Annotated in this window: 25 protein-coding genes and 1 tRNA gene; 21 read left to right on the forward strand and 5 right to left on the reverse strand. The window is 38.8% G+C overall.

Translation table 11 applies throughout. The features are described 5' to 3' along the window. The first annotated feature begins 174 nt into the window (after positions 1–174). The 6 genes from tkt to DFO72_RS12845 all read left to right on the forward strand — a co-directional run bounded on the left by tkt (position 175) and on the right by DFO72_RS12845 (position 7,547). Positions 175–2,181, forward strand: coding sequence for a transketolase (tkt, locus tag DFO72_RS12820; protein ID WP_113882052.1), 2,007 nt, complete (start codon positions 175–177; stop codon positions 2,179–2,181). A gap of 397 nt (positions 2,182–2,578) precedes the next feature. After that, on the forward strand, positions 2,579–3,016 hold the full coding sequence (gene sirA / locus DFO72_RS12825) for a sporulation inhibitor of replication protein SirA (RefSeq protein WP_113882053.1): 438 nt from the start codon (positions 2,579–2,581) through the stop codon (positions 3,014–3,016). 86 nt (positions 3,017–3,102) lie between these two features. Continuing rightward, positions 3,103–3,318 (forward strand): YneF family protein, encoded by a 216-nt coding sequence (locus DFO72_RS12830; RefSeq protein ID WP_009330559.1) that lies wholly within the window; start codon positions 3,103–3,105, stop codon positions 3,316–3,318. Between the two features lie 135 nt (positions 3,319–3,453). Further along, positions 3,454–3,894, forward strand: a complete 441-nt coding sequence (locus tag DFO72_RS12835) for a DUF6376 family protein (protein ID WP_243856139.1) — start codon at positions 3,454–3,456, stop codon at positions 3,892–3,894. Positions 3,895–4,000: 106 nt separating this feature from the next. Next, positions 4,001–5,749 (forward strand): ABC transporter transmembrane domain-containing protein, encoded by a 1,749-nt coding sequence (locus tag DFO72_RS12840; RefSeq protein ID WP_113882055.1) that lies wholly within the window; start codon positions 4,001–4,003, stop codon positions 5,747–5,749. Between the two features lie 4 nt (positions 5,750–5,753). Beyond that, positions 5,754–7,547 carry an ABC transporter ATP-binding protein gene (locus DFO72_RS12845; protein ID WP_113882056.1) on the forward strand — a complete coding sequence of 598 codons (1,794 nt, stop codon included), beginning with the start codon at positions 5,754–5,756 and terminating at the stop codon, positions 7,545–7,547. Positions 7,548–7,584: 37 nt separating this feature from the next. Here DFO72_RS12845 and DFO72_RS12850 read toward each other — a convergent pair whose 3' ends face one another. Beyond that, on the reverse strand, positions 7,585–8,346 hold the full coding sequence (locus DFO72_RS12850) for an MBL fold metallo-hydrolase (protein ID WP_113882057.1): 762 nt from the start codon (positions 8,344–8,346) through the stop codon (positions 7,585–7,587). Positions 8,347–8,464: 118 nt separating this feature from the next. Here DFO72_RS12850 and DFO72_RS12855 point away from each other — a divergent pair, with 118 nt between their 5' ends. Then, positions 8,465–8,872, forward strand: coding sequence for an Lrp/AsnC family transcriptional regulator (locus DFO72_RS12855; protein WP_113882058.1), 408 nt, complete (start codon positions 8,465–8,467; stop codon positions 8,870–8,872). Between the two features lie 60 nt (positions 8,873–8,932). Here the strand turns inward: DFO72_RS12855 and DFO72_RS12860 are convergent, their stop codons facing one another. Continuing rightward, the gene (locus DFO72_RS12860; protein WP_009330553.1) at positions 8,933–9,103 is read right to left on the reverse strand and encodes an aspartyl-phosphate phosphatase Spo0E family protein; all 171 of its coding nucleotides are present in this window, start codon (positions 9,101–9,103) and stop codon (positions 8,933–8,935) included. Between the two features lie 346 nt (positions 9,104–9,449). Between DFO72_RS12860 and DFO72_RS12865 the strand changes: the two genes are divergently transcribed. From DFO72_RS12865 to DFO72_RS12875, 3 genes are all read left to right on the forward strand, one after another. Further along, the gene (locus tag DFO72_RS12865) at positions 9,450–10,157 is read left to right on the forward strand and encodes a cytochrome c biogenesis CcdA family protein (RefSeq protein WP_113882059.1); all 708 of its coding nucleotides are present in this window, start codon (positions 9,450–9,452) and stop codon (positions 10,155–10,157) included. A gap of 279 nt (positions 10,158–10,436) precedes the next feature. Next, on the forward strand, positions 10,437–10,796 hold the full coding sequence (locus DFO72_RS12870) for a response regulator (protein WP_113882060.1): 360 nt from the start codon (positions 10,437–10,439) through the stop codon (positions 10,794–10,796). Positions 10,797–10,947: 151 nt separating this feature from the next. Next, positions 10,948–11,436, forward strand: coding sequence for a CcdC family protein (locus DFO72_RS12875; RefSeq protein WP_113882061.1), 489 nt, complete (start codon positions 10,948–10,950; stop codon positions 11,434–11,436). A 50-nt stretch (positions 11,437–11,486) separates the two neighbouring features. Here DFO72_RS12875 and DFO72_RS12880 read toward each other — a convergent pair whose 3' ends face one another. Continuing rightward, the gene (locus DFO72_RS12880; protein ID WP_113882062.1) at positions 11,487–11,981 is read right to left on the reverse strand and encodes a DinB family protein; all 495 of its coding nucleotides are present in this window, start codon (positions 11,979–11,981) and stop codon (positions 11,487–11,489) included. Positions 11,982–12,333: 352 nt separating this feature from the next. Beyond that, entirely contained in the window at positions 12,334–12,759 is a 426-nt protein-coding gene (locus DFO72_RS12885; protein WP_113882063.1) for a DUF2621 domain-containing protein, read from the reverse strand. Positions 12,760–13,090: 331 nt separating this feature from the next. Between DFO72_RS12885 and DFO72_RS12890 the strand changes: the two genes are divergently transcribed. The 10 genes from DFO72_RS12890 to DFO72_RS30580 all read left to right on the forward strand — a co-directional run bounded on the left by DFO72_RS12890 (position 13,091) and on the right by DFO72_RS30580 (position 19,255). Then, positions 13,091–13,846, forward strand: coding sequence for a tyrosine-type recombinase/integrase (locus DFO72_RS12890; RefSeq protein ID WP_113882064.1), 756 nt, complete (start codon positions 13,091–13,093; stop codon positions 13,844–13,846). Between the two features lie 34 nt (positions 13,847–13,880). After that, a complete protein-coding gene (locus DFO72_RS12895) occupies positions 13,881–14,702 on the forward strand; it encodes a phage portal protein (RefSeq protein ID WP_243856140.1) in 822 nt (273 codons plus the stop codon). Between the two features lie 425 nt (positions 14,703–15,127). Beyond that, entirely contained in the window at positions 15,128–15,817 is a 690-nt protein-coding gene (locus DFO72_RS12900; RefSeq protein WP_113882065.1) for a DUF4145 domain-containing protein, read from the forward strand. A gap of 26 nt (positions 15,818–15,843) precedes the next feature. Further along, on the forward strand, positions 15,844–16,575 hold the full coding sequence (locus DFO72_RS12905; protein ID WP_113882066.1) for a DUF4145 domain-containing protein: 732 nt from the start codon (positions 15,844–15,846) through the stop codon (positions 16,573–16,575). A gap of 225 nt (positions 16,576–16,800) precedes the next feature. Next, on the forward strand, positions 16,801–17,085 hold the full coding sequence (locus DFO72_RS12910) for a hypothetical protein (RefSeq protein WP_113882067.1): 285 nt from the start codon (positions 16,801–16,803) through the stop codon (positions 17,083–17,085). Between the two features lie 56 nt (positions 17,086–17,141). Then, a complete protein-coding gene (locus DFO72_RS12915; RefSeq protein WP_113882068.1) occupies positions 17,142–17,489 on the forward strand; it encodes a hypothetical protein in 348 nt (115 codons plus the stop codon). A 71-nt stretch (positions 17,490–17,560) separates the two neighbouring features. Then, on the forward strand, positions 17,561–17,905 hold the full coding sequence (locus tag DFO72_RS12920) for a hypothetical protein (RefSeq protein ID WP_113882069.1): 345 nt from the start codon (positions 17,561–17,563) through the stop codon (positions 17,903–17,905). A gap of 366 nt (positions 17,906–18,271) precedes the next feature. Next, positions 18,272–18,682 (forward strand): hypothetical protein, encoded by a 411-nt coding sequence (locus tag DFO72_RS12925; protein WP_134177244.1) that lies wholly within the window; start codon positions 18,272–18,274, stop codon positions 18,680–18,682. Positions 18,683–18,813: 131 nt separating this feature from the next. Then, positions 18,814–18,910, forward strand: a tRNA-Sec gene (locus DFO72_RS29465). Positions 18,911–19,114: 204 nt separating this feature from the next. After that, on the forward strand, positions 19,115–19,255 hold the full coding sequence (locus DFO72_RS30580) for a hypothetical protein (protein ID WP_309472960.1): 141 nt from the start codon (positions 19,115–19,117) through the stop codon (positions 19,253–19,255). Between the two features lie 172 nt (positions 19,256–19,427). Here DFO72_RS30580 and DFO72_RS12935 read toward each other — a convergent pair whose 3' ends face one another. Continuing rightward, a complete protein-coding gene (locus DFO72_RS12935; RefSeq protein ID WP_113882071.1) occupies positions 19,428–19,730 on the reverse strand; it encodes a hypothetical protein in 303 nt (100 codons plus the stop codon). 143 nt (positions 19,731–19,873) lie between these two features. Between DFO72_RS12935 and DFO72_RS12940 the strand changes: the two genes are divergently transcribed. Beyond that, positions 19,874–20,368: a DUF1456 family protein gene (locus DFO72_RS12940; RefSeq protein WP_113882072.1), complete on the forward strand. Its 495-nt coding sequence runs from the start codon at positions 19,874–19,876 to the stop codon at positions 20,366–20,368. Positions 20,369–20,655: the final 287 nt, after the last annotated feature.

Here is a 20,655-nt window from a genome sequence, read left to right on the forward strand (position 1 = left end):
AGATGACTCCTATACCGGCTATCTCCGCTTTTTTTACATACGCCGGGTCTTTTTGTGTCAATATAGTAACAAACCGGCTTTTTTGTCCTTTTCCTGACCCTATTGGTTGTGAAAAAAAGGGACACCCGATAATATTAAAAGAGTAAAGAATTACTACTCGAAAGGATGTATTGAATGTTTAATCACACAGATGAACTATCCATCAGTTCCATTCGTACTTTATCAATCGACGCCATTGAAAAGGCGAATTCCGGCCATCCAGGGATGCCGATGGGTGCAGCGCCAATGGCTTATACACTTTGGACACGCTTCATGAACCACAACCCGAATAATCCTGAATGGTTCAACCGTGACCGTTTCGTCCTTTCTGCTGGACATGGCTCCATGCTTTTATACAGCCTTCTTCATCTCTCTGGCTATGATGTTTCCATGAATGATATTAAAGAGTTCAGACAGTGGGGAAGCAAGACGCCTGGCCACCCTGAATATGGCCATACTCCAGGTGTTGACGCAACAACAGGCCCATTAGGACAAGGCATTGCCATGGCTGTTGGTATGGCAATGGCTGAACGCCACCTGGCTGCAACATACAACAAGGACAACTTCAATGTTGTTGACCACTATACATACAGCATCTGCGGTGATGGAGACCTTATGGAAGGCGTTTCTGCTGAAGCCGCTTCCCTTGCTGGCCATTTAAAGCTTGGAAGACTGGTTGTTCTATATGATTCAAATGATATCTCGCTTGATGGTGACCTTGATAAGTCTTTCTCTGAAAGTGTTGAACAGCGCTTTAAGTCATACGGCTGGCAGTATATCCGCGTAGAAGACGGAAATGATCTTCACGAAATCGCAAAAGCAATTGAAGAAGCGAAGCAGGATGAAAACCGGCCAACAATGATTGAAGTTAAAACAGTCATTGGCTACGGTTCTCCAAACAAATCAGGCAAATCTGATGTTCACGGCGCTCCGCTAGGTGCCGACGAATTGAAATTAACGAAAGAAGCCTATAAGTGGACTTTCGAAGAAGATTTCCATATTCCACAGGAAGTATATGATCACTTCAAGCAGCAGGTTGTGGAAAGCGGCTCTAAAAAGCAGCAGGAGTGGGAAGACCTTTTTGCACAGTACAAAGAAGCGCATCCTGAGTTGGGAAAACAGCTTGAGCAGGCAATCAATGGCGAACTTTCTGAAGGCTGGGATAAAGACATCCCTGTTTATGAAGAAGGAAAGAGCCTTGCAAGCCGTGCTTCTTCCGGTGAAGTGCTAAATGCAATCGCACAAAACCTGCCTTCATTCTTTGGCGGATCTGCAGACCTTGCAGGCTCCAACAAAACAATGATCAAAGGTACAGGCGACTTTACGGGTGAGTCATTTGACGGCCGAAACATCTGGTTTGGTGTACGTGAATTTGCAATGGGTGCTGCATTGAATGGTATGGCCCTTCATGGCGGATTAAAAGTATTCGGCGGGACATTCTTTGTGTTCTCTGATTACCTGCGCCCGGCAATCCGTCTGGCTGCACTAATGAACCTGCCTGTTACGTATGTATTCACCCATGACAGCATCGCTGTCGGTGAAGACGGACCTACGCATGAGCCTGTAGAACAGCTTGCTGCATTGCGTGCAATGCCAAATCTTTCTGTTGTCCGCCCTGCTGATGGAAATGAAACAGCTGCTGCATGGAAAACAGCAATTGAATCAACAAACAAGCCAACCGCATTAGTATTGACCCGTCAAAACCTTCCTACTTTAAAAGGAACGGATTCAGCGGCATACGAAGGCGTACAAAAAGGAGCTTATGTTGTTTCTCCAGCTTCCAACAGCAACGCGGATGTTTTATTGCTTGCTGCGGGATCTGAAGTCAGCCTGGCTGTTGAAGCACAAAAGGCGCTTGAAGGCGAAGGCATCCATGCATCTGTAGTAAGCATGCCTGCTTGGGACCGCTTTGAAGCTCAATCAAAAGAGTACAAAGAAAGCGTAATTCCAAAGACAGTCAAGAAGCGTCTTGCCATTGAAATGGGATCTTCACTTGGATGGCACCGTTATGCAGGAGACGAAGGCGATGTTCTTGCAATCGATACCTTCGGTGCATCTGCACCAGGTGAGAAGATAATGGAAGAATACGGATTCACAGTAGAAAACGTTGTAGCACGCGTAAAAGCATTGCTGCAGGGATAATAGTAACCGGTAAGGGAGAGCTGAGAGGCTCTTCCTTTTTTGTGTAAAAAGATTAATGAAGCCTTAAAAGTAAGGATAGGAATAAAAGTAGTCGTCAAAGAGGGTTCATGTAGCTCAAAACAAAGGCAAGCGAATAAAAATGGTCTGCATAGAGTATATTACCTTGAACTTCCATTCATAAAAAACAAGATTACCAGCAATCAAATCTGGGAATAAGATATAGTGAATAATTGTAATAATATTCAATATTGAAGCTCTCCCAGCAAGAATCCTCATAATCAACTGAATTCTTCCCTTTCGACAAAATTAGTGAAAGTTTTTAACATCTTCAGACACATTCCTTATTTTGGGTTGCTTATAATTGAAAGAAATGGATTGTCCCGGAAGGAGGGGCCAGATGAGAGCTTATCAATTGTATTTAATAGAAGATGAATTTGCTTCCCATTATTTTGGCAGAGAGCGGATGTTTTTTCAGTTGTTTGAAGAGTATGAGCAATCGTCAGGTGAAATGAAGTTTATTCTATCGAAGCAAATTGATTTTGTGACTAAGCCAATCCCGGGATTGAAAGTGCATCAATATATCCATCAGCAGCTGCAGCGAAAAAAGGACTTTATCATAGAAAAAAGTGCATACTATATAGAGATGAGCAAAAGAAGCAGGGCGAAGCTTGAAGTATTTGAACGAAGCCTGGTTTTAGAAGCGGCCGGCAGCTATGAGGCAGAGACAGTATTTTTCGAAGTGCTTCGAAAAAGCGAGTCTTCCTTCCTGGCTGTTGACCTCCAGCATAAGCGCTATGGGTGGCTAAAACCGATAAAAGAGAGAAAATTCGTCTAAAATAAGAGAAAAAATGAAGCAAATATTGTATAATAACCTTTGGTCTAGTACACTGTATGATAGACAACATGAAGGAGGAAGTTAGTATGGGTATGTACATTCTAGTTGGTGTACTGGCGCTTCTTGCCGGTGTAGCACTAGGATTTTTCATTGCTCGAAAATATATGATGAGCTACCTGGAGAAAAATCCGCCAATTAATGAACAAATGCTTAAAATGATGATGATGCAAATGGGCATGAAGCCATCTCAAAAGAAAATCAACCAAATGATGAATGCCATGAACAAGCAGACTGGCAAGTAATCAGGGACAAGCATCCCATCGGAAACCACTTTTCTGTTACAATACCAGGAAGGTGGTTTTTTTATATCCAAAAATGAAACCTTCTTTGAAACAGACCGTATATATACTATGACAAATCATGAAAGGAACGAGCAAATGAAAAAAGTAATTCTAATAGGGCTCCTTACCGTTTCTATGTTATTAAGCGGCTGTTCCGTTCTGGGTGAAGTGAATAATTCCATTGACTATGTTAATGAAGCGACTGAGCATATCAATACATTAAGCGACTTTGCTGAAGAGGCGCCGCAAATGATTCAGGAGGCGGCAGCGGATCCGGCATTAAAGCAGGAACTTGAAGACAGATTGACGACACTTAAGCAGGAAGTTGAAGAATTTATCGCCCTTCAGGACATCCCGAAGCTGGCAGAAGATGTTCATCAGGAGCTGGTGACCCAGAATGAAGCGCTTCTGGCTGAGATCAATAAAGTATTGGAGAGCGGCAGCCTTGCACTGGATCAGCTGGAGAAATCAGAGCTGTTCACCACCATTAATGAGGCAACAAGCCTGTTAAACCGCATAGAAGCATTAGGGCAATAAAGCATCCAAATGGGTGCTTTTTTCTTGTGAGAAAATATCTTCCTTATTTTCTTAATATTTGTTAAACTATTTAAGCTATTATGTTTCGGATTTCGGAGGATGGGGAATGAAGGTTTTTTTGGATTTGATGTGGTTTTTTAAACAGGAGAAAAAGTCTTATGTAAACGGGATTATTCTGCTGTTATTTGTGGCAATGCTTCAGCTTGTGCCGCCAAAGGTGGTCGGCATTGTGGTCGACTCGATTAAAAATGGCGAGCTGACTGCAAAAGCATTATTAATGTGGATTGGACTTCTTGCTGTTGCCGCCCTCATGATGTATGTGCTCCGCTATTATTGGCGCATCATGATTTTTGGATCAGCCGTTAAGCTGTCCAAACTCCTGCGCAACAGGCTTTATCAGCATTTTACGAATATGTCACAGTCCTTCTACCAGAAAAAGCGGGTGGGGGACTTGATGGCCCATGCGACAAATGATCTGCAGGCGATTCAGCAGACGGCAGGAGCGGGGGTCCTCACATTTGTTGATTCACTGGCGACAGGCGGTTTCGTTATCATCGCCATGGCGACAACAATCAGCTGGAAGCTTACACTCATCAGTCTGATTCCGATGCCGTTTATGGCACTTTTGACAAGCTGGTATGGAACACTTCTTCATAAACGGTTCCACAAAGCACAGGAGGCTTTTTCTTCACTGAATGACAAAACTCAGGAAAGTGTTTCAGGAATTAAAGTGATTAAAACGTTCGGCCAGGAAAAAGAAGATATTGAAGATTTCCGCAGGCAGTCTGAAGATGTAGTGCAAAAGAACATTTCTGTTGCACGGGTTGATTCTTTATTTGATCCAACGATCAGCATTATTGTAGGAATCTCTTTCTTCCTATCTATTGCATTTGGATCAAGATTTGTAATTGCAGGAGAGCTGACCATCGGGCAGCTGGTTTCATTTACTACCTATCTTGGTCTCCTGATTTGGCCAATGCTCGCATTTGGCTGGCTGTTCAACATTGTCGAGAGAGGCCGCGCCTCCTATGATCGAGTCTCTGTGCTTCTTGCAGAAGAAATCGATATTAAGGATGATAATACAGGCATCAATGAAGTTCCGAGCGGTGATCTTGAGTACAAGATCGAGGAGTTCGCCTATCCGGGTGAACAGGAAGCGCTGCTTAAGGATATTCATTTTAGCCTGGAAAGAGGAGAGACTCTCGGCATAGCAGGTAAAACAGGTGCGGGCAAAACCACACTGCTGAAGCTATTGATCCGTGAGTTTGATGGCTATAAAGGGGAAATTCTTTTTACCGGAAATCCTATCAACCGCTATAAAATTGAAAAGCTGAGGGAAGCGATTGGCTATGTCCCGCAGGAGCACTTCCTGTTCTCGGCTACCGTTGCTGAAAATATAGCTTTCACGAGACCGGATGCAGACCTGGAAGATATATATGCGGCAGCGAAACTGGCCAATATCCATGAAGATATTCTCGATTTTACAGATGGATATAAAACCGTTGTTGGCGAAAGAGGGGTCTCGCTTTCCGGAGGACAGAAACAGCGTATTTCCATTGCACGAGCACTTCTGATGAAACCGGAAGTATTGATTTTGGATGACTCCCTTTCTGCCGTTGATGCGAAAACAGAGGAAGCGATCCTCACTTCATTGCGTGGTGAGCGGTCAGGTAAGACAACAATCATAACCGCTCACAGGCTGAGCGCCATTCAGCATGCTAATCTGATATTGGTGCTGGATGAAGGGAAAATTGTTCAGCGGGGTTCACATGATGAACTGATGGCAGAAGAAGGCTGGTATAAGAATATGTATCTGCGCCAGCAGCTGGAAGAGCTTGTGGAGCATGGGGGATAAGACGATGGAAAAGACACCGATTATGAAGGGGAAAGAGCAGCGGAAGGTCCTTTTCCGGTTGCTTTCCTATACAAAACCGCATAAGAAAACAATCATTCTTGCCTTCAGTCTGCTTCTGTTAACAACGATTGGAGACATACTGGGGCCGATTCTTGTCAAAATTTTTATCGATGATTATTTAACACCAAGGAATCTGGTTTTTGAGCCGTTATTTGCCCTTGGTGCAGCATATCTGGGCATTCAAATTATGAATGTGCTGGTATCCTATTTTCAGCTGCTGAAATTTCAGGAAATTGCGCTTAAAATCATTCAGCAGCTGCGTGTGGATGTCTTTTCAAAAGTTCAGTCACTGGGCTTGAAATACTTTGATAAAACGCCTGCCGGAAGCATTGTATCAAGGGTTACCAATGATACTGAGGCGATTAAAGATATGTTTGTCAGTGTCCTGGTTACCTTCATTCAGGGTGCCTTCCTGCTGACGGGGATCTTTGTGGCGATGTTTATCCTGAATGTGAAGCTGGCTCTATTCTGCCTGGTGATTCTCCCGATTCTTTTTATGATCATTCGTACGTACCGAAAATACAGTTCGGTATTTTATAAGGACTTAAGGGAAAGGCTGAGCCAGCTGAATGCAAAGCTGAGTGAATCACTGCAGGGGATGTCCATCATCCAGGTATTCAGGCAGGAAAGAAGACTGCGGAAGGAATTTGGCGATATTAATGAACAGCATTACCAGGCAGGTATGCGCAACATCAAAATGGATGGGCTCCTGTTAAGGCCAGCCATTGACCTTGTGTATGTTCTGGCACTTATTATTGTATTGAGCTTCTTTGGCATTTCTTCTTTTAACAGTCCGATCGAAATTGGTGTGCTGTATGCCTTTATCAGCTATCTGGACCGCTTTTTTGAGCCTGTAAATCAGATCATGATGAGACTTTCCATGTATCAGCAGGCAATCATTGCCGCTTCAAGGGCTTTTGCGCTGCTGGACGAAAAGGAACTTGCTCCGGCACAGGAGGATAAACTGTCTGATAGAATTATGAAGGGAGAGATTGAATTCAGGAACCTCAGCTTCTCCTATGACGGCAAAAGGGATGTATTGAAAAATATTTCTTTTACAGCCAAGCCGGGTGAAACCGTTGCCCTGGTTGGCCATACCGGCAGCGGCAAGAGCTCAATTATTAATTTAATGATGCGATTCTATGAATATGAGCGCGGCGATATTTTCATTGACGGAAAAAGCATTAAGTCTTATCCAGCGGAAGAATTGCGCACGAAGATGGGGCTCGTCCTTCAGGATCCTTTCCTATTTTACGGGACGATTAAGGATAACATCAGACTTCATAATGAGGAATTGACAGATGAAGAGATTAAAGCTGCGGCTCAGTTTGTTCAGGCCCATACATTCATAGATAAGCTGGAAGACGGATATGATCATGCGGTGGTTGAGCGTGGATCGACTTTTTCAAGCGGACAAAGACAGCTTATTGCCTTTGCAAGAACGATTGCTGCCAATCCGAAAATTCTTGTGCTGGATGAAGCAACAGCAAATATTGATACAGAAACAGAGGAAGCGATTCAAACTGCACTGGAAAAAATGCGGAAGGGCCGCACGACCATTGCCATTGCTCATCGATTGTCTACGATTCAGGATGCAGAATTGATTCTCGTTCTTCATCAGGGGGAAATAGTAGAAAGAGGAACACATCAGGAATTGCTTGCAAAGCGAGGCTTATATCACAAAATGTATCTGCTTCAGAATGGGTCTGCTGAAAAAGTGGAGGATGCAGTAGGTTAATAGAAAAGACGTGTGAATGCCACACGTCTTTTCGTCTCTAAAAGGAGCAGGATTCTCCATCTTCAGGCACTAAAAGTTGATCGGAAAAGCCTTTGTCTTTACTATAGCTTTTTAACTCTTCCTTCGATAGAGTCCAATGGTTGACTGCCTCCATATGGACTGAAATAATCTTGGCATCTGGGGCAGCTTTGGAAACTTCATAAATATCCTCTTTCCCCATAACAAGCGAGCCGCCTTCAAGAAACTGGTTATCTCCGCCATTTACAACAATGACTTCAGGGCTATGTGTTTCAATGAGTTCCTGAACAGCATCATACCAAACTGTATCTCCAGCTACATAAAGCGTTTTTTCACTGTAATGTTTGAAGACCACTCCACAAACCAGCCCGGCCAGTTTTAAAATTTCGCCCCTGCCATGTTCGCCCTTTGTTTTTATTAGTTGGATATCTTCAAAAACAGTTTCTTCATGGAGAACTTCAATATTATTAAAACCAGCATTTTTCACTTCAGCAGCATCTTCTTCATTTTGCACAAACATTTTAATGTCCTTTGGCAATGCCTGTTTGGCTGCATCATCAAAGTGGTCTAAATGCAGGTGGGTAACAATCACTGCATCCACATTTTGAATAATTTCATCAATGGAAACCGGAAGCTCTGTTAAAGGATTGTTTTGATCTTGTCTTAATGAATTTGGAAAAGGCGGGTAAGTCCCTTTTTCGGCTAAAAAGGGATCAATTAAAAACTTTTTCCCTGCATAATTGACAACTAATGTAGCGTTGCGGATTTGTTGTATATTCATATAAATGTACTCCTTTTCTTTGATTTACGTATAGTTTATACTAAGACCCATTGATGCTTACATAGATAAAATCAAGTTTTTTTGCCGTTTAACTTGAAAAGTGAAAGGAGTTGAAAAAATGCTGGATCACACAGATCAGCGTATTTTGGAGGAACTCTCCAAAAATAGCCGGATCACCATGAAAGAGCTGGGGGAAAAAGTCCATTTAACTGGCCAGGCGGCCGCATCAAGAGTGGCAAAATTAGAGGATCAGGGAGTAATTGAGGGATATACAATCAAAGTGAACCAGGAGAAATTAGGATATTCGATCCATGCTTTTATTACAGTTATTACTCAAAGTATGAATCATCAGCCGTATCTGACCTTCGTAAAAACACAGCAGGAAATCATACATAATTATAAAATCAGCGGGGATGGCTGTTATCTACTTGAATGCAAATTTCCGTCCAATGAGCGGTTAGATCAATTTTTAACCGAATTAAACAAGCATGCAAATTATAAATTATCGATTGTTATTAATAAATAACTGCTTAGACCAGAGGGATGAAATTTAAAAAACAGCCTGCATTGGTTGCATGGCTGTTTCTTAATGTGTCTGCACTTTTTTTATAAAGGTTCGGTTATATTCATTTAATAGGGCATCCAGTTCCTGGCTGTACCGGATTGCTGCGGCAGAGCTTAAGCCGCTTTTCATGGCCACTTGAATTAACTCTGTTCTTTTTTGTTCAATCAATGTAAGCAGTTCCTGTTTACACATGGCCAATAGTTCCTCTCTGATAATTTCCTATATGTAGGTTTTACTCTGCCAATTCGATTCCATGTCAAAAGCTGAAAGATAATAACAGAATTTGTTAAGTCCTATCCTAGTATATCGAATAATGGTAATTAATTCAAAAGAAACTTGTTTTAAACTTTATTAACATTTACATTAAAAATACATGTTTTAGGTTGAAATTTAATATGAATTAATATAATAGCAGGTGGTTTACTCAGAAATGTGTGAAATATTCGGGACACAAAATGTTCACATTCTATCCATTATCTTTTCTATATGGGATTTGTTAGAATGAAAAGGGAATGAATGAGTATCAGGAGTTGTGACTATGACAGATTTGAATGTATTTATTGCATTAGGGGCAGGGTTTTTAAGCTTTGTATCGCCTTGCTGCCTGCCATTATATCCGGCGTTTTTATCGTATATTACCGGAATGTCTGTAGGGGAGATTAAAGAAGAGAATGCAATGCTGCAGAGAAGGAGCATGCTTCATACGCTATTCTTCCTGATCGGATTTTCGGCCATTTTTATCGCAATTGGTTTCGGCACGACTTTGCTTGGCCAATTCTTTCAGCAGTACCAGGATTTAATCAGGCAAATTGGTGCTATCTTTGTATTCATCTTTGGATTATTGATCGTAGGTATTATTAAACCGGAATTTCTTATGAAGGAAAGGCGTTTTGAATTTAAAAACCGTCCATCCGGCCTTTTTGGCTCAGTTTTGATCGGAATGGCATTCGCAGCAGGCTGGACTCCATGTACGGGCCCAATATTAGGGGCAGTGTGGTCATTAGCTGTCACAAATCCTAATTCGGCCATGGTTTACATGTTTGCGTATATTCTTGGCTTTGCTATTCCATTCTTTGTTCTCTCCTTCTTTATAGGAAAAATGCAATGGATCAGGCGAAACAGCGCCAAGATCATGAAAATCGGCGGTGTTTTAATGATGATTATGGGTGTTGTCTTATTCTTTGACTGGATGACAAAAATAATCATATTCCTTTCGCCGTTTTTTGGCGGATTTACTGGTTTTTAAAAGCAAGAGCACATTCAATTATGGAATGTGCTTTTTTTTGCTATAAGTAAAAAGGGCTATGCGATCTGGTCGAAATTTGTCATATTCTTTCAATTGCTATTTATCTGATACTTAGATATATTCTAATATGTGTTCTTTGAGCGTGGAAGAGTGTTTTTCACAAAAGGAAATGAATTTATTCCCCAAGATGTTTATTAATTTGTAATTATGGGTATTTTTTACTATGATTATAGTATAATAGAGATATAGCTTCCAATGCACTACAAGGGGGAAACAGCGGTGGCGAGAATATTAATAGTAGATGATGCAAAGTTTATGAGGGTTACCCTTGGCAGCATTTTGAAAAAAGCAGACCATGAAATTGTAGGAGAAGGGGAAAACGGAAAAGAAGCCGTGCACCTTTTTGAAAATCTGAAGCCTGATCTGGTGATGATGGATATCACAATGCCTGAAATGAGCGGACTTGAGGCTGTCAGGGAAATTAAGAGGGACAACCCAAATGCAAAAGTAATCATGTGTTCAGCCATGGGCCAGCAGAAGGTAGTGGTAGAATCCATTGAAGCTGGCGCGAAAGATTTTATCATAAAACCATTTGATGAAGGCCGTGTATTAGAAGCAGTGAATCGGGTATTAAGCTAGGAGCTGACTCAGGGTACCCTGGACATACGGATGTGTCCGGGTATCAGCTGGAGTGGCTTTTTTTAATGACTTTTATCCTTCTGAGTACCTAAATCAAGCCTATTAAGATATAATATGGTTAGTAATCAAATGAAATAGAGGATGAAATCGAATGGACTATGTATTAATTTCATCAATCGGTGCCGTTTTTATGGCAATCTTCGTGATGTTCATCCGCATGAAGGCTGCAAAAAAGCCGGCTTCCGCCAAGAAAATCATCTTGCCGCCGATTTTTATGAGCACAGGTGCTCTTATGTTTGTCGTGCCTTATTTTCGCGTAACTCCAATGGAGATTTTAGAAGCAGCCACAGTTGGTTTGCTGTTTTCCATCCTTTTAATTAAAACTTCTTCATTTGAAATCAGAGACAGCGACATTTATCTGAAGCGTTCCAAAGCTTTCGCTTTTATATTGATAGGATTGCTTGTTATCCGGATCATTGGAAAAATGGTCCTCAGCTCATCGATTGATTATGGTCAGCTGAGCGGCATGTTCTGGATTCTCGCGTTTTCAATGATCTTACCGTGGAGGATAGCGATGTATATGAATTATCGGAAGCTTCATCAGGAGCTGCATGGATCGGGGAATCCGAAAACAACTTGATAGAATGAAAGCCGCCGGGCATTGCGCCCGGCGGCTTTTTGCGTTTGCGATTAATGGACCCCATTCTTAGGGTCCCAAAGTCCATACATTTTCCGTATTTCGACAATCTGTCCAATATGATAGGCGTTGTGGATGGTTAGATTGGAAATGACAGACGACCAGGATTCAATTGGTTCCTTATAGGCGGATAAGAGAAGCTTTTCTTCACTGCTTTCTTCCAGGGCTTTGATCCACTCAGATAATACGGTTTGAAGAGCCTTTATGGCAGATTGCCAATCCTCTTCAGTAACGGATTCATTGGTGCTGAATGTTTCGTCATTGGCGATATGGGTTTGGGCGAGCGGCAATTCTTTGAATCTTGTTAGATAGCGATCATTCCAGAAGGTAAGGTGGCTGACGATCTGCCAGACCGAATTGGCGGTTCCAGACTTGAATGATGCTTCTTTTGCTGATAGTCCTTCGATGGCTGCTAATAAAGGGACAAACCAATTGGGCTGGTCGAGGCAGGCGGATAGTTGTTTTAGTAAGACTTCTTTTGTGGACATTGGATTTCTCCTTTTTGGATAGAGTACTCTTCATTTCTATTCAACAAAGTTGGAGAGTATCCTTTAAAAATTCAGTTTGATGCTGGAATTTTGGTGTGTGTATTTCCTCTGCACGCACTCGCTTTCCGCGGGGCTACCGGGAGCCTCCTTGGCGTGACGCCTGCGGGGCCTCCCCTGGTTCACTACTCCCGCAGGACGATGAATAAACTTCCCCGAACATACACCGCACGAAGGAAATGCGGCAGCATTTTCGAGGATCTCGCGCCCTCCACTTCAATCCACACGTGCTGAATCGATGTTTGGCTCTTATAAACCCTGAATAATAAAAACCATTCCGGTGATCCGAAATGGCCTAAAATAAGTGCTCGTATGGAGTCATATTTATCTGTTTTTCTGTCAATTTCTTGCGCAGGAATTTATGATCCCTTTTTGGAGTGGCTAGAATATAGCCTCGAATCAGGAGGTCCTGATTAATTTGCGCTGCCTTTTCCTTTAGGGCAAGTTCACCGATTTTGCCGGCTATCTTCATTCTTGCTACATCTCTGAACAGTTCAGGAACTGGACTTACCAGATCCTCAAGCAGATCCTTTTCCTTCTGCTGCCATAGATGGCGCGTTTCATTAACGTAATGCTCTTCCCAATCCAAATCCGATTTGCCATCTTCTTTCGGCATGCGCTTTAAGAATTTGCGGAACATAAAAAAGCCGCCGATCGCGAAGAAAGAAATCAAAACAACAACCCAAAACAAAATAAAATACATAAACCAGCCTTCTAGCATTTCCTTCACCTACACACATATTTTCCTGTCCTTATTATAAGCCTTGTGCCGCGATACGACAAGAAAGGAAGCATTAGTCTTGAAAACAGCACCATTTGCCCTTATAATAGGAAGAGTCTTTACGGGGCTGATTGGGGTGCTGGTGCCCTCCACGGTCTTCAAAACCTGAAAGTTGCTAAATGTTGATATATCAAGGTTTTAAAGGTTTTACATAAAAAGTTCCCAACGGTCAAATATATATAATTTACAGGTTACACACTAGACCGACTATGTGTGACCGTGTGAATTCCTCGTCTACCTCCACTATATCAAAATAGTAGGAGGTTTTATTATGTCTTCTTATTTCACAAGAAAGAAAGTAAAAACTAAGGGTGAGCAATACACCACTAGAAAACCTGTTTCCCAAGTAGATTTAACTCTAACGGAAATGTTTGAACGATTCATGGACATCAAGAAAACAGAAGGGCTTGGAAAAAGAACAATTGATGACCATTATCTCCACTTCACTTACTTCTGTGAATTTACCCAACGTGATTTAAAAAATGAAGAAATAGCAGTTGAAGTATTCAGGGATTATATCGCTTATATGCTTGAAGAAAGAGATTTATCTCCCGTAACTGTAAACATTAGAATTAGACCACTGAAAGCATTCCTAAGATACTCACATAAGGCAGGGTTTTTAAACTCTCCAATTCATGAAGATATTAAAATTTTAAAAACTCCAGAGGATACTATAGAATCTTTAACACCTGCTGAAATCAAATTAATTCTAGGTCAAATAGATGACCGATATTATGCAGGGTTTAGGGATAAATGTGTTATTTTCACACCCCTAGATACTATGGTTAGAATATCTGAGTTATTGGCTATTAAACGTGAAAATGTAGACCTTAAGCAAGGAACAATTAAACTGGAAGCACATGAAACTAAAACTAAAAGGGCAAGGACTGTGCCTATTTCTACTAAATCAGTAAACTTATTAAGAGAATATATATCTGAAACAGAAGGAAACAATGAATTATTGTTTCTTTCCTTTAATGGGGAAGAACTTGCTGCAAATACAGTGAGAACTCCTGGCTTTTATTGAATCATTTGTTTGTGATGGTATCTCCTACTATGTAGTGTATGAGGAAGATGTAGTAAGTAAATATGATAATGCTGGTGGAGATATGAGGTTAGTTGAAAGGTTTGCTAATCTAAGTGGATTACCTATTGTTTATCATAATGACAATGAAATATCAGATGTTGAAGATCGTTCAGAGTTAGATGATTGGATAAGTATTCTCGATTCAATGGAGGATTTGATTAGTAAGTATACTGATTCCTTTTATAAGTTTATTGATCCAATCTTTGTGACTCAAGGACAACAGTTAAAAGGTGAAGCATTGCCTAGTGAAGTAATAGGTAAAGGGATTAATCTTGATGATGGAGCAGATGCTAAGTTTGTAGGTAATCAGTTGGATTATAAGTCATTTGAAACCATTTATAAGACATTGCTGCAATCTCTATTAGATACTTCTCAAACACCTGCTGTCAGTATGAATAAGACGGATATAAGTAATTTGAGTGAAGTAAGTATCAAGTTATTATTCCAATTGGCTAATATCAAGGCAGGTATGAATGAACAGTTTATAAGAGAGGGCTTGGAGGAACGGTTTGAGAAGATTAGAAAGTTGTTAGGATATAAAGGAATCAAGTTTTCTGATGATGAGTTTGAAACAATTGATGTAGTGTTCCAGTATGCAACTCCAAGTAATGATAAGGAAATTATAGAGAACTTACAGGCATTGAGGGAAATGGGAGCCATAAGTTTAATTGGAGTGTTAGAGGATAGTCCATATACTTCTGATGTACAGTTTGAATTAGATAGGATTGTAAGTGAGGGGAATAGTGTAGGGAATAATAAGGACACGAATATGGACAACAAAGATAACGAAGGGTAAAGTGAAAATACTTGACAATTAAATAGGAATGTAGGCGTGGCAAGGGATTGATATTGAGATTAATATATCCACTGTCACGCACATGTTATTAGAGGGCTGGCTATTGACAACAAATAATCAGTAAGTTAAATTATTGTAAACTAGACTACTTTTAAAAATCCTCATAAATTGCATTGTAACAACATTTTTTTGGGGTACAAAACAACTTCCTATAACATGCATTATGTAAACTACTTACTTAAAGGCGGTGGAATGAATATTATAGGGGTAATTCAATTGGTATATTTCAGGTGATTTATAACCCAGTAAATACCCTTAAACCGAAAAGTGAGCCGCCTAGCATACCACTTTACACACCCAAGAAAATATTGTTTTATTGTTCCCCTTTACAATTATTGGAGGTAAAATAGTATTGGGTGATGTAAATGGAATTTTTAGAGAATAAAGTTTTTTGTAGGACTTGTGGTAAGAAAACAAATCATTTAATTACTACATGTCACTATGAATCCATTAAAATAAGTAATGTACATGAATTTTTAATAACCCATGCCATTCTTAAGTGTGCTGGCTGCGATACAATTACATATGCAGATATTCATCATGATCCACATGTTGATGAACAAGGTAATCAAAAGGATTTAAGAATAATTATTTTTCCTGAAGAGCCGAAAGTCTCAATGAGAGTAACCACTAAGGGAGATATTATTTATTCCTCTGAGATTCCAAAAAATATATCCGAAATATATAAACAACTAGTTGCTTCTTATAATAGAAAGCATAATCTACTTTGTGCAATTGGATTACGTACACTTATCGAAGCAATTTGTAATGAATTGAAAATAATCAAAGGCTTTAAATATGATGAAAACAAGAACCCTCTAACTCAAGAGGGAAAAAAAGAGAGTATAGAAGGAAAAATAAATGGTCTTTATGAAAAAGAGTATATTATTTGGTATCAAACCCTCATTCTTCAAAGGATTCGGGAAATAGGTAATGCTGCTACTCATGAATTAGTTGAGCCGACATCAGAAGAATTATATAGTGCCATTGAAGTTGTAGAGAATTTACTTGAAAATATTTACAACCTCAAAAATCATAACTTATTAAAAAAATAGTATTAATATATTGAGGGGATAACTATATGGAAAAACTTGATGAAAAGGTTTACTGTTCGAGTTGCAAACAAAAGACAAACCACCAAATTTTATATACACATAGTCAATCAAGTGAAGTAAACGATGATTTTCATTGGCATGAAAAACACCATATTGCTCAATGCTTAGGGTGTGATGTTATTTGTTTCGTAAGACAATATGGTAGCGAGGATATGTGGGATATCAATAGTGGTGAACAAGTTTGGGTTGATGATTTCACTGTTTACCCTGAAGAACCCCAAAAGGTTAGTATTAAAGAAAAATTAGAAGAAAAAATGTTTCATAGAAAGGCAAAGCACTTTAAAAATGCACCGGAAAGTATCCAAAATCTTTACAATCAAATTATTGAATCCTTTAGTAAAGGTCATGATATTCTTTGTGCTGCTGGATTACGCACCTTAATTGAGGGAATTTGTACTCACTTAGGTATAAAAAAGGGTTACTTATATGACGAAAATGGAATTCAAATTCCAGATGAAGAAGGGATAATACGAAAACACGAAAGTTTAGGCGGGAAAATTTTTGAGTTATACGATAAAAAATTTATTATTCTTCATCAAGCATTAATTTTGCAAAAGGTAATCAAGTTTGGAAATGATGCTCTTCATAAAATGAAAACTCCTAGTTACTATACTCTTACTGAGGCAGTAGATATTGTTGAGAAGGTTTTATATGACATTTTTGAACTTAAAAATCACTCCTTACTGAAAAAGAGTTAATTCCAAGATTGAACTTCTAATACATTATATTTAGTCAATGCTAAAACTAAGTAGGAGAACAACGTTATAAGTTGAGAGGGTGGTTGCAAAGTCACTCTCTTTTTATATTAAATTATTTCATATTAAATATTTTTATAGATTTTTAGTATATTCTTCGTCTATTTGGAGACAAATGATTATTAGCAGCAGGACAAGCATAAAAAAATTAACGAAAGGAAAATGAAAATGACTCACAGACAAAAAAACATATTAGAGAGAAATTTAACTGGAGAGGGTCATTTTAACAATTTACCACGTGATGAGAAAGGAAGGTTTGTCTCCCAAAATAAATTACCAAAGAAACTAAAGAAACAGGAAGGGTATGATGATTTTCCACCTCGCTCAATCAAATTGAAAAAGGTTAAAGGTACATATGGTACATACATGGTTAAAGATAAACTCATACCTGATAACCTGAAAAGTTTAATCTATATTTGTGTAACAATTGGATCACTGATTGTATTGTTTTAAAAAGGGAATATATCCCTTTATGTCGAATGAAGTAGATAACAGGGAGGTGTCTTATAATGGGGGATAATGTCCAAAAGTATAAGGATATGGAAAAAAGACTAACTTTGATGAGGGATAAAGATTGGCTTAACGCAATTAACTCATTGAAGTCATTAATTATTGAAGAAGATAAAGAATACTCAGTAACATACAGAGAAAATAGACAAAGAAATAATAGAACATTTGGATTCCATAAAGTAAAATTTGTTGAAGATACACAGAGTTTTATCTTTACATCTTTTGTTTCAGATTGGGAAAGTGGAGAGTTAACAAATGAAGTACGAGATAAAATTACATTAAAGGATATTGACATCATTAAGTATACTGTGAGAGATAAACCCGATTTAGATGGATTAGTCTTTTAATTAGCACCACTAGTTTAAACCCTTCATATTTTGGAGGGTGTTTTTTTTTTCAATCAGAAAGGGATGATTATATGAACAACCTTCAACGTTTAGAATTAGAAACTAAAGGTATAACGCTAAGACAGGATGAACTATCTATTTACCTTCAAGAAAACGACTTACAGCCATTCCCAGAATACAACCCTGAATCAGCAACTAACAAGAAAAATATTTATCGTGCTGCATTGTCTATTCTTGAATCAATTGCAAATAATCCTGCCAGTATGAAGTCATACAAAATGGATGATATGACAGTTTCAGATTTCCATGAGAATTTAATGAATCGGATTGATCAATTAGAACGGAAAATTAGAACGCTAAAAACAGATGAACAATTACAGAATGAATCTAACTTTTTTATGTTGTTCTCTGATTGAGTTTATTTTGTAGAAAAGTAAATTTTAACTCTTGTTACCCGACAATCAAACTACCTAATTTTTGATTACCGAGGGGTCTGGGTAATTACCCGTAAGGCGGTAATCATTGCGGTAATGAAAAATACAAGCACTCGGTAATGATGCGGTAATAAGTGGGTAAGAAGGATAATCTATTTTAAAATAATATGGACGGGAGGTTAGAACAGTGTTTCAAGCCAATTCAGCCGACTTAGAATTTTTATTTAATGAAGCAGGACAAAAGGTATTAGTTAATGATGTGGTAAGAATTTTAGTTATTACTAACCACCTTTAATTGAATACGAAGAAAGACATATACATACTATTGATACTGTCTCACAAGGCGATATGGTGACGTTAGACAATGAGAAGTATTTAGTTATTACTGAATCCATTACTAAACGTGGAGGAAAGTATAAATCCTTAATGAGACATTGTAATGTAATGATTGACTTACCAGGTGAAGAAGTTTGTGAGAAAGTGGGAGAAAATGACTTTGGGGAACCAATATTTGAGTGTACTACTGGTGATCCAGTTTTAGTTCCTTCCATTGTAGATAATAAATCCTTTTCAGTTGAAGACTCTGCAGCAATACGAGTTCCTGATAATCAGATTATTGTAGTGGTTAAGGATAATGATTACAACAGGGAAAAATTTCAGTTGAATAACACTTTTACATTTGAAGGAGTATATAAGGTTATTCATAGGGATTTTACTAAAAGAGGGTTAATGATACTGACTTGTGAAAAGGTTAATTAGAAACTTCTTTATTGAAAGTTACTATTAAAAATAGTAATATGGTACTTGTGGTTCGTAGGCGAGTCCGTTGGGAACTTTTTTATAAGACCGAGTGAAACATGTCTAAGAACCTTGATAACATTACACTTTACGGGGCTGATTGGGGTGCTGGTGCCCTCCACGGTCTTCAAAACCGCTTGTGACCTGCGTGCCAGGTCAGCTGGGTTCGATTCCCAGGCGGTCCCGCCAAATATACATATATGAAAATAATACTTAATAAAAATAATAATATGCTCTAACGGTATTCGAGCAGTTTATCTAAAGACTGTTTTAGGCTTGCTGTAAACGATGTTGGACTATCTCAACAAGACAAGATAGGTGTCCATATGCAGGGATTATTAAATTGAGGATGGGCATTATTGATAACTAAGTGAACGTGAATGTTGGAGGCTAATGGGTTTTACTGATGATGATTTCGATGAGGTACTAAAAGAGTATCCAGGTAGAAGAAATTATAAAAACTCCACCTTATACAAATTAGCCGGTAACAGTATTGTAGTAAATGTATTAGAGGCAATTTTTAAAGTTTGTTAGAATTATATACATACAAAGAAGCAAATTATCTACATAAAAAAGGGTGGATTTAAGACTATCCACCCATACACCAAGATTTACCTATTGTCGCATTTCTGGTTGAAATCACCAGAACTAAGGGGAGGAAAGATGCCACCCTTAGTTAATCCATGATATGCCATTCCCTGCTTATTTATGTCCCAAAAAATGTGAATCCTGCGAACTTTGGAGAGTTTGAAGGCTTAAGAGGATAATTTGGTGTAGAACGACGATGGCCAGGAACCTTAACAGTTTTATCTCCCACTTTTTTAGTGTGAGGGTTGACAGATACGATTTTCTTGCCACTTTGTGTTTTATCCATTTTATCAACTCCCTGCTTCATCTGCGGGGTTCTGGTGCGTGCCAGCTCAGCTGCGTTTGATTCCCAGGCGGTCCCGCCAAATATACATATTAGTGCCGCACAGTGGAATGCTGTGCGATTTTTTATTTCATCCATATACTCTCTTTGGGTGCTAAAGCATATTAAATTATTTGTTTCCGAATTCTTCTCATTGTGAGGGTTCGGCTATGATAGACTTAAGATATTTAAATGGATACTGTTGTAATAAAGAGCAGTGAAAAATAGGAGGAAGTAAGCTGATGGATAATAATGATATATTAATTCGATTGAGATATGCGTTAGAAATCAAAAATAGTGAAATGGCAGAGATCTTTAAACTTGGAGGAATAGAGGTGTCCGTACCAGAGGTGGTAAAGATCCTCAAAAAGACAGATGATGAAGAAGAGAATGACAGCCAAATAAAATTAACAAATAGTATGTTAAATTCATTTTTGAATGGCTTCATAATTTATAAAAGAGGTAAACAAGAGCCAAAACCAGGTCAAAATAATACGCCAGAACCATCCATAGAAAATAATACAAATGTAAACAATATTCTTTTAAAGAAAACCAAAATCGCCTTGTCCTTAACAACAGAGGACATGATAGATGTATTCAAAAAAGCTGGATTAAACGTATCAAAAGGAGAACTCGGAGCTTTTTTAAGAAAAGAAGGACATAAAAATTATAAAGTATGCTTAGACAATTTTGCCAGAAACTTCTTAAAAGGACTAGCGATTAAATATAGGGGATAAGGAAGAAAAGAATTCGTGTAAAAACATATAAATAGCCTATAAAGCAAAGCTGTCTGAGTTCATTAAAAAGTGAAATAGTTCATGAAATTAATTTATCTTCAGGAGTCACATAAATGGACTCCTGCCCTAAAAACGAGCCTCAAAATTGATTGAGGAGGCTCGTATTTGGATTATTGGTGTCTGACCCCGGCTGCGTTAAAACGTTAATGCCTAAGGGGGCAGGCACCTTTTTTCATGATTTCAATTGTTTTAGTAAGATAAAAATTCTATGATAAAACCTTCAAAAT

Source organism: Cytobacillus oceanisediminis (assembly GCF_004366035.1).
Lineage (GTDB): Bacteria > Bacillota > Bacilli > Bacillales > Cytobacillaceae > Cytobacillus > Cytobacillus oceanisediminis_C.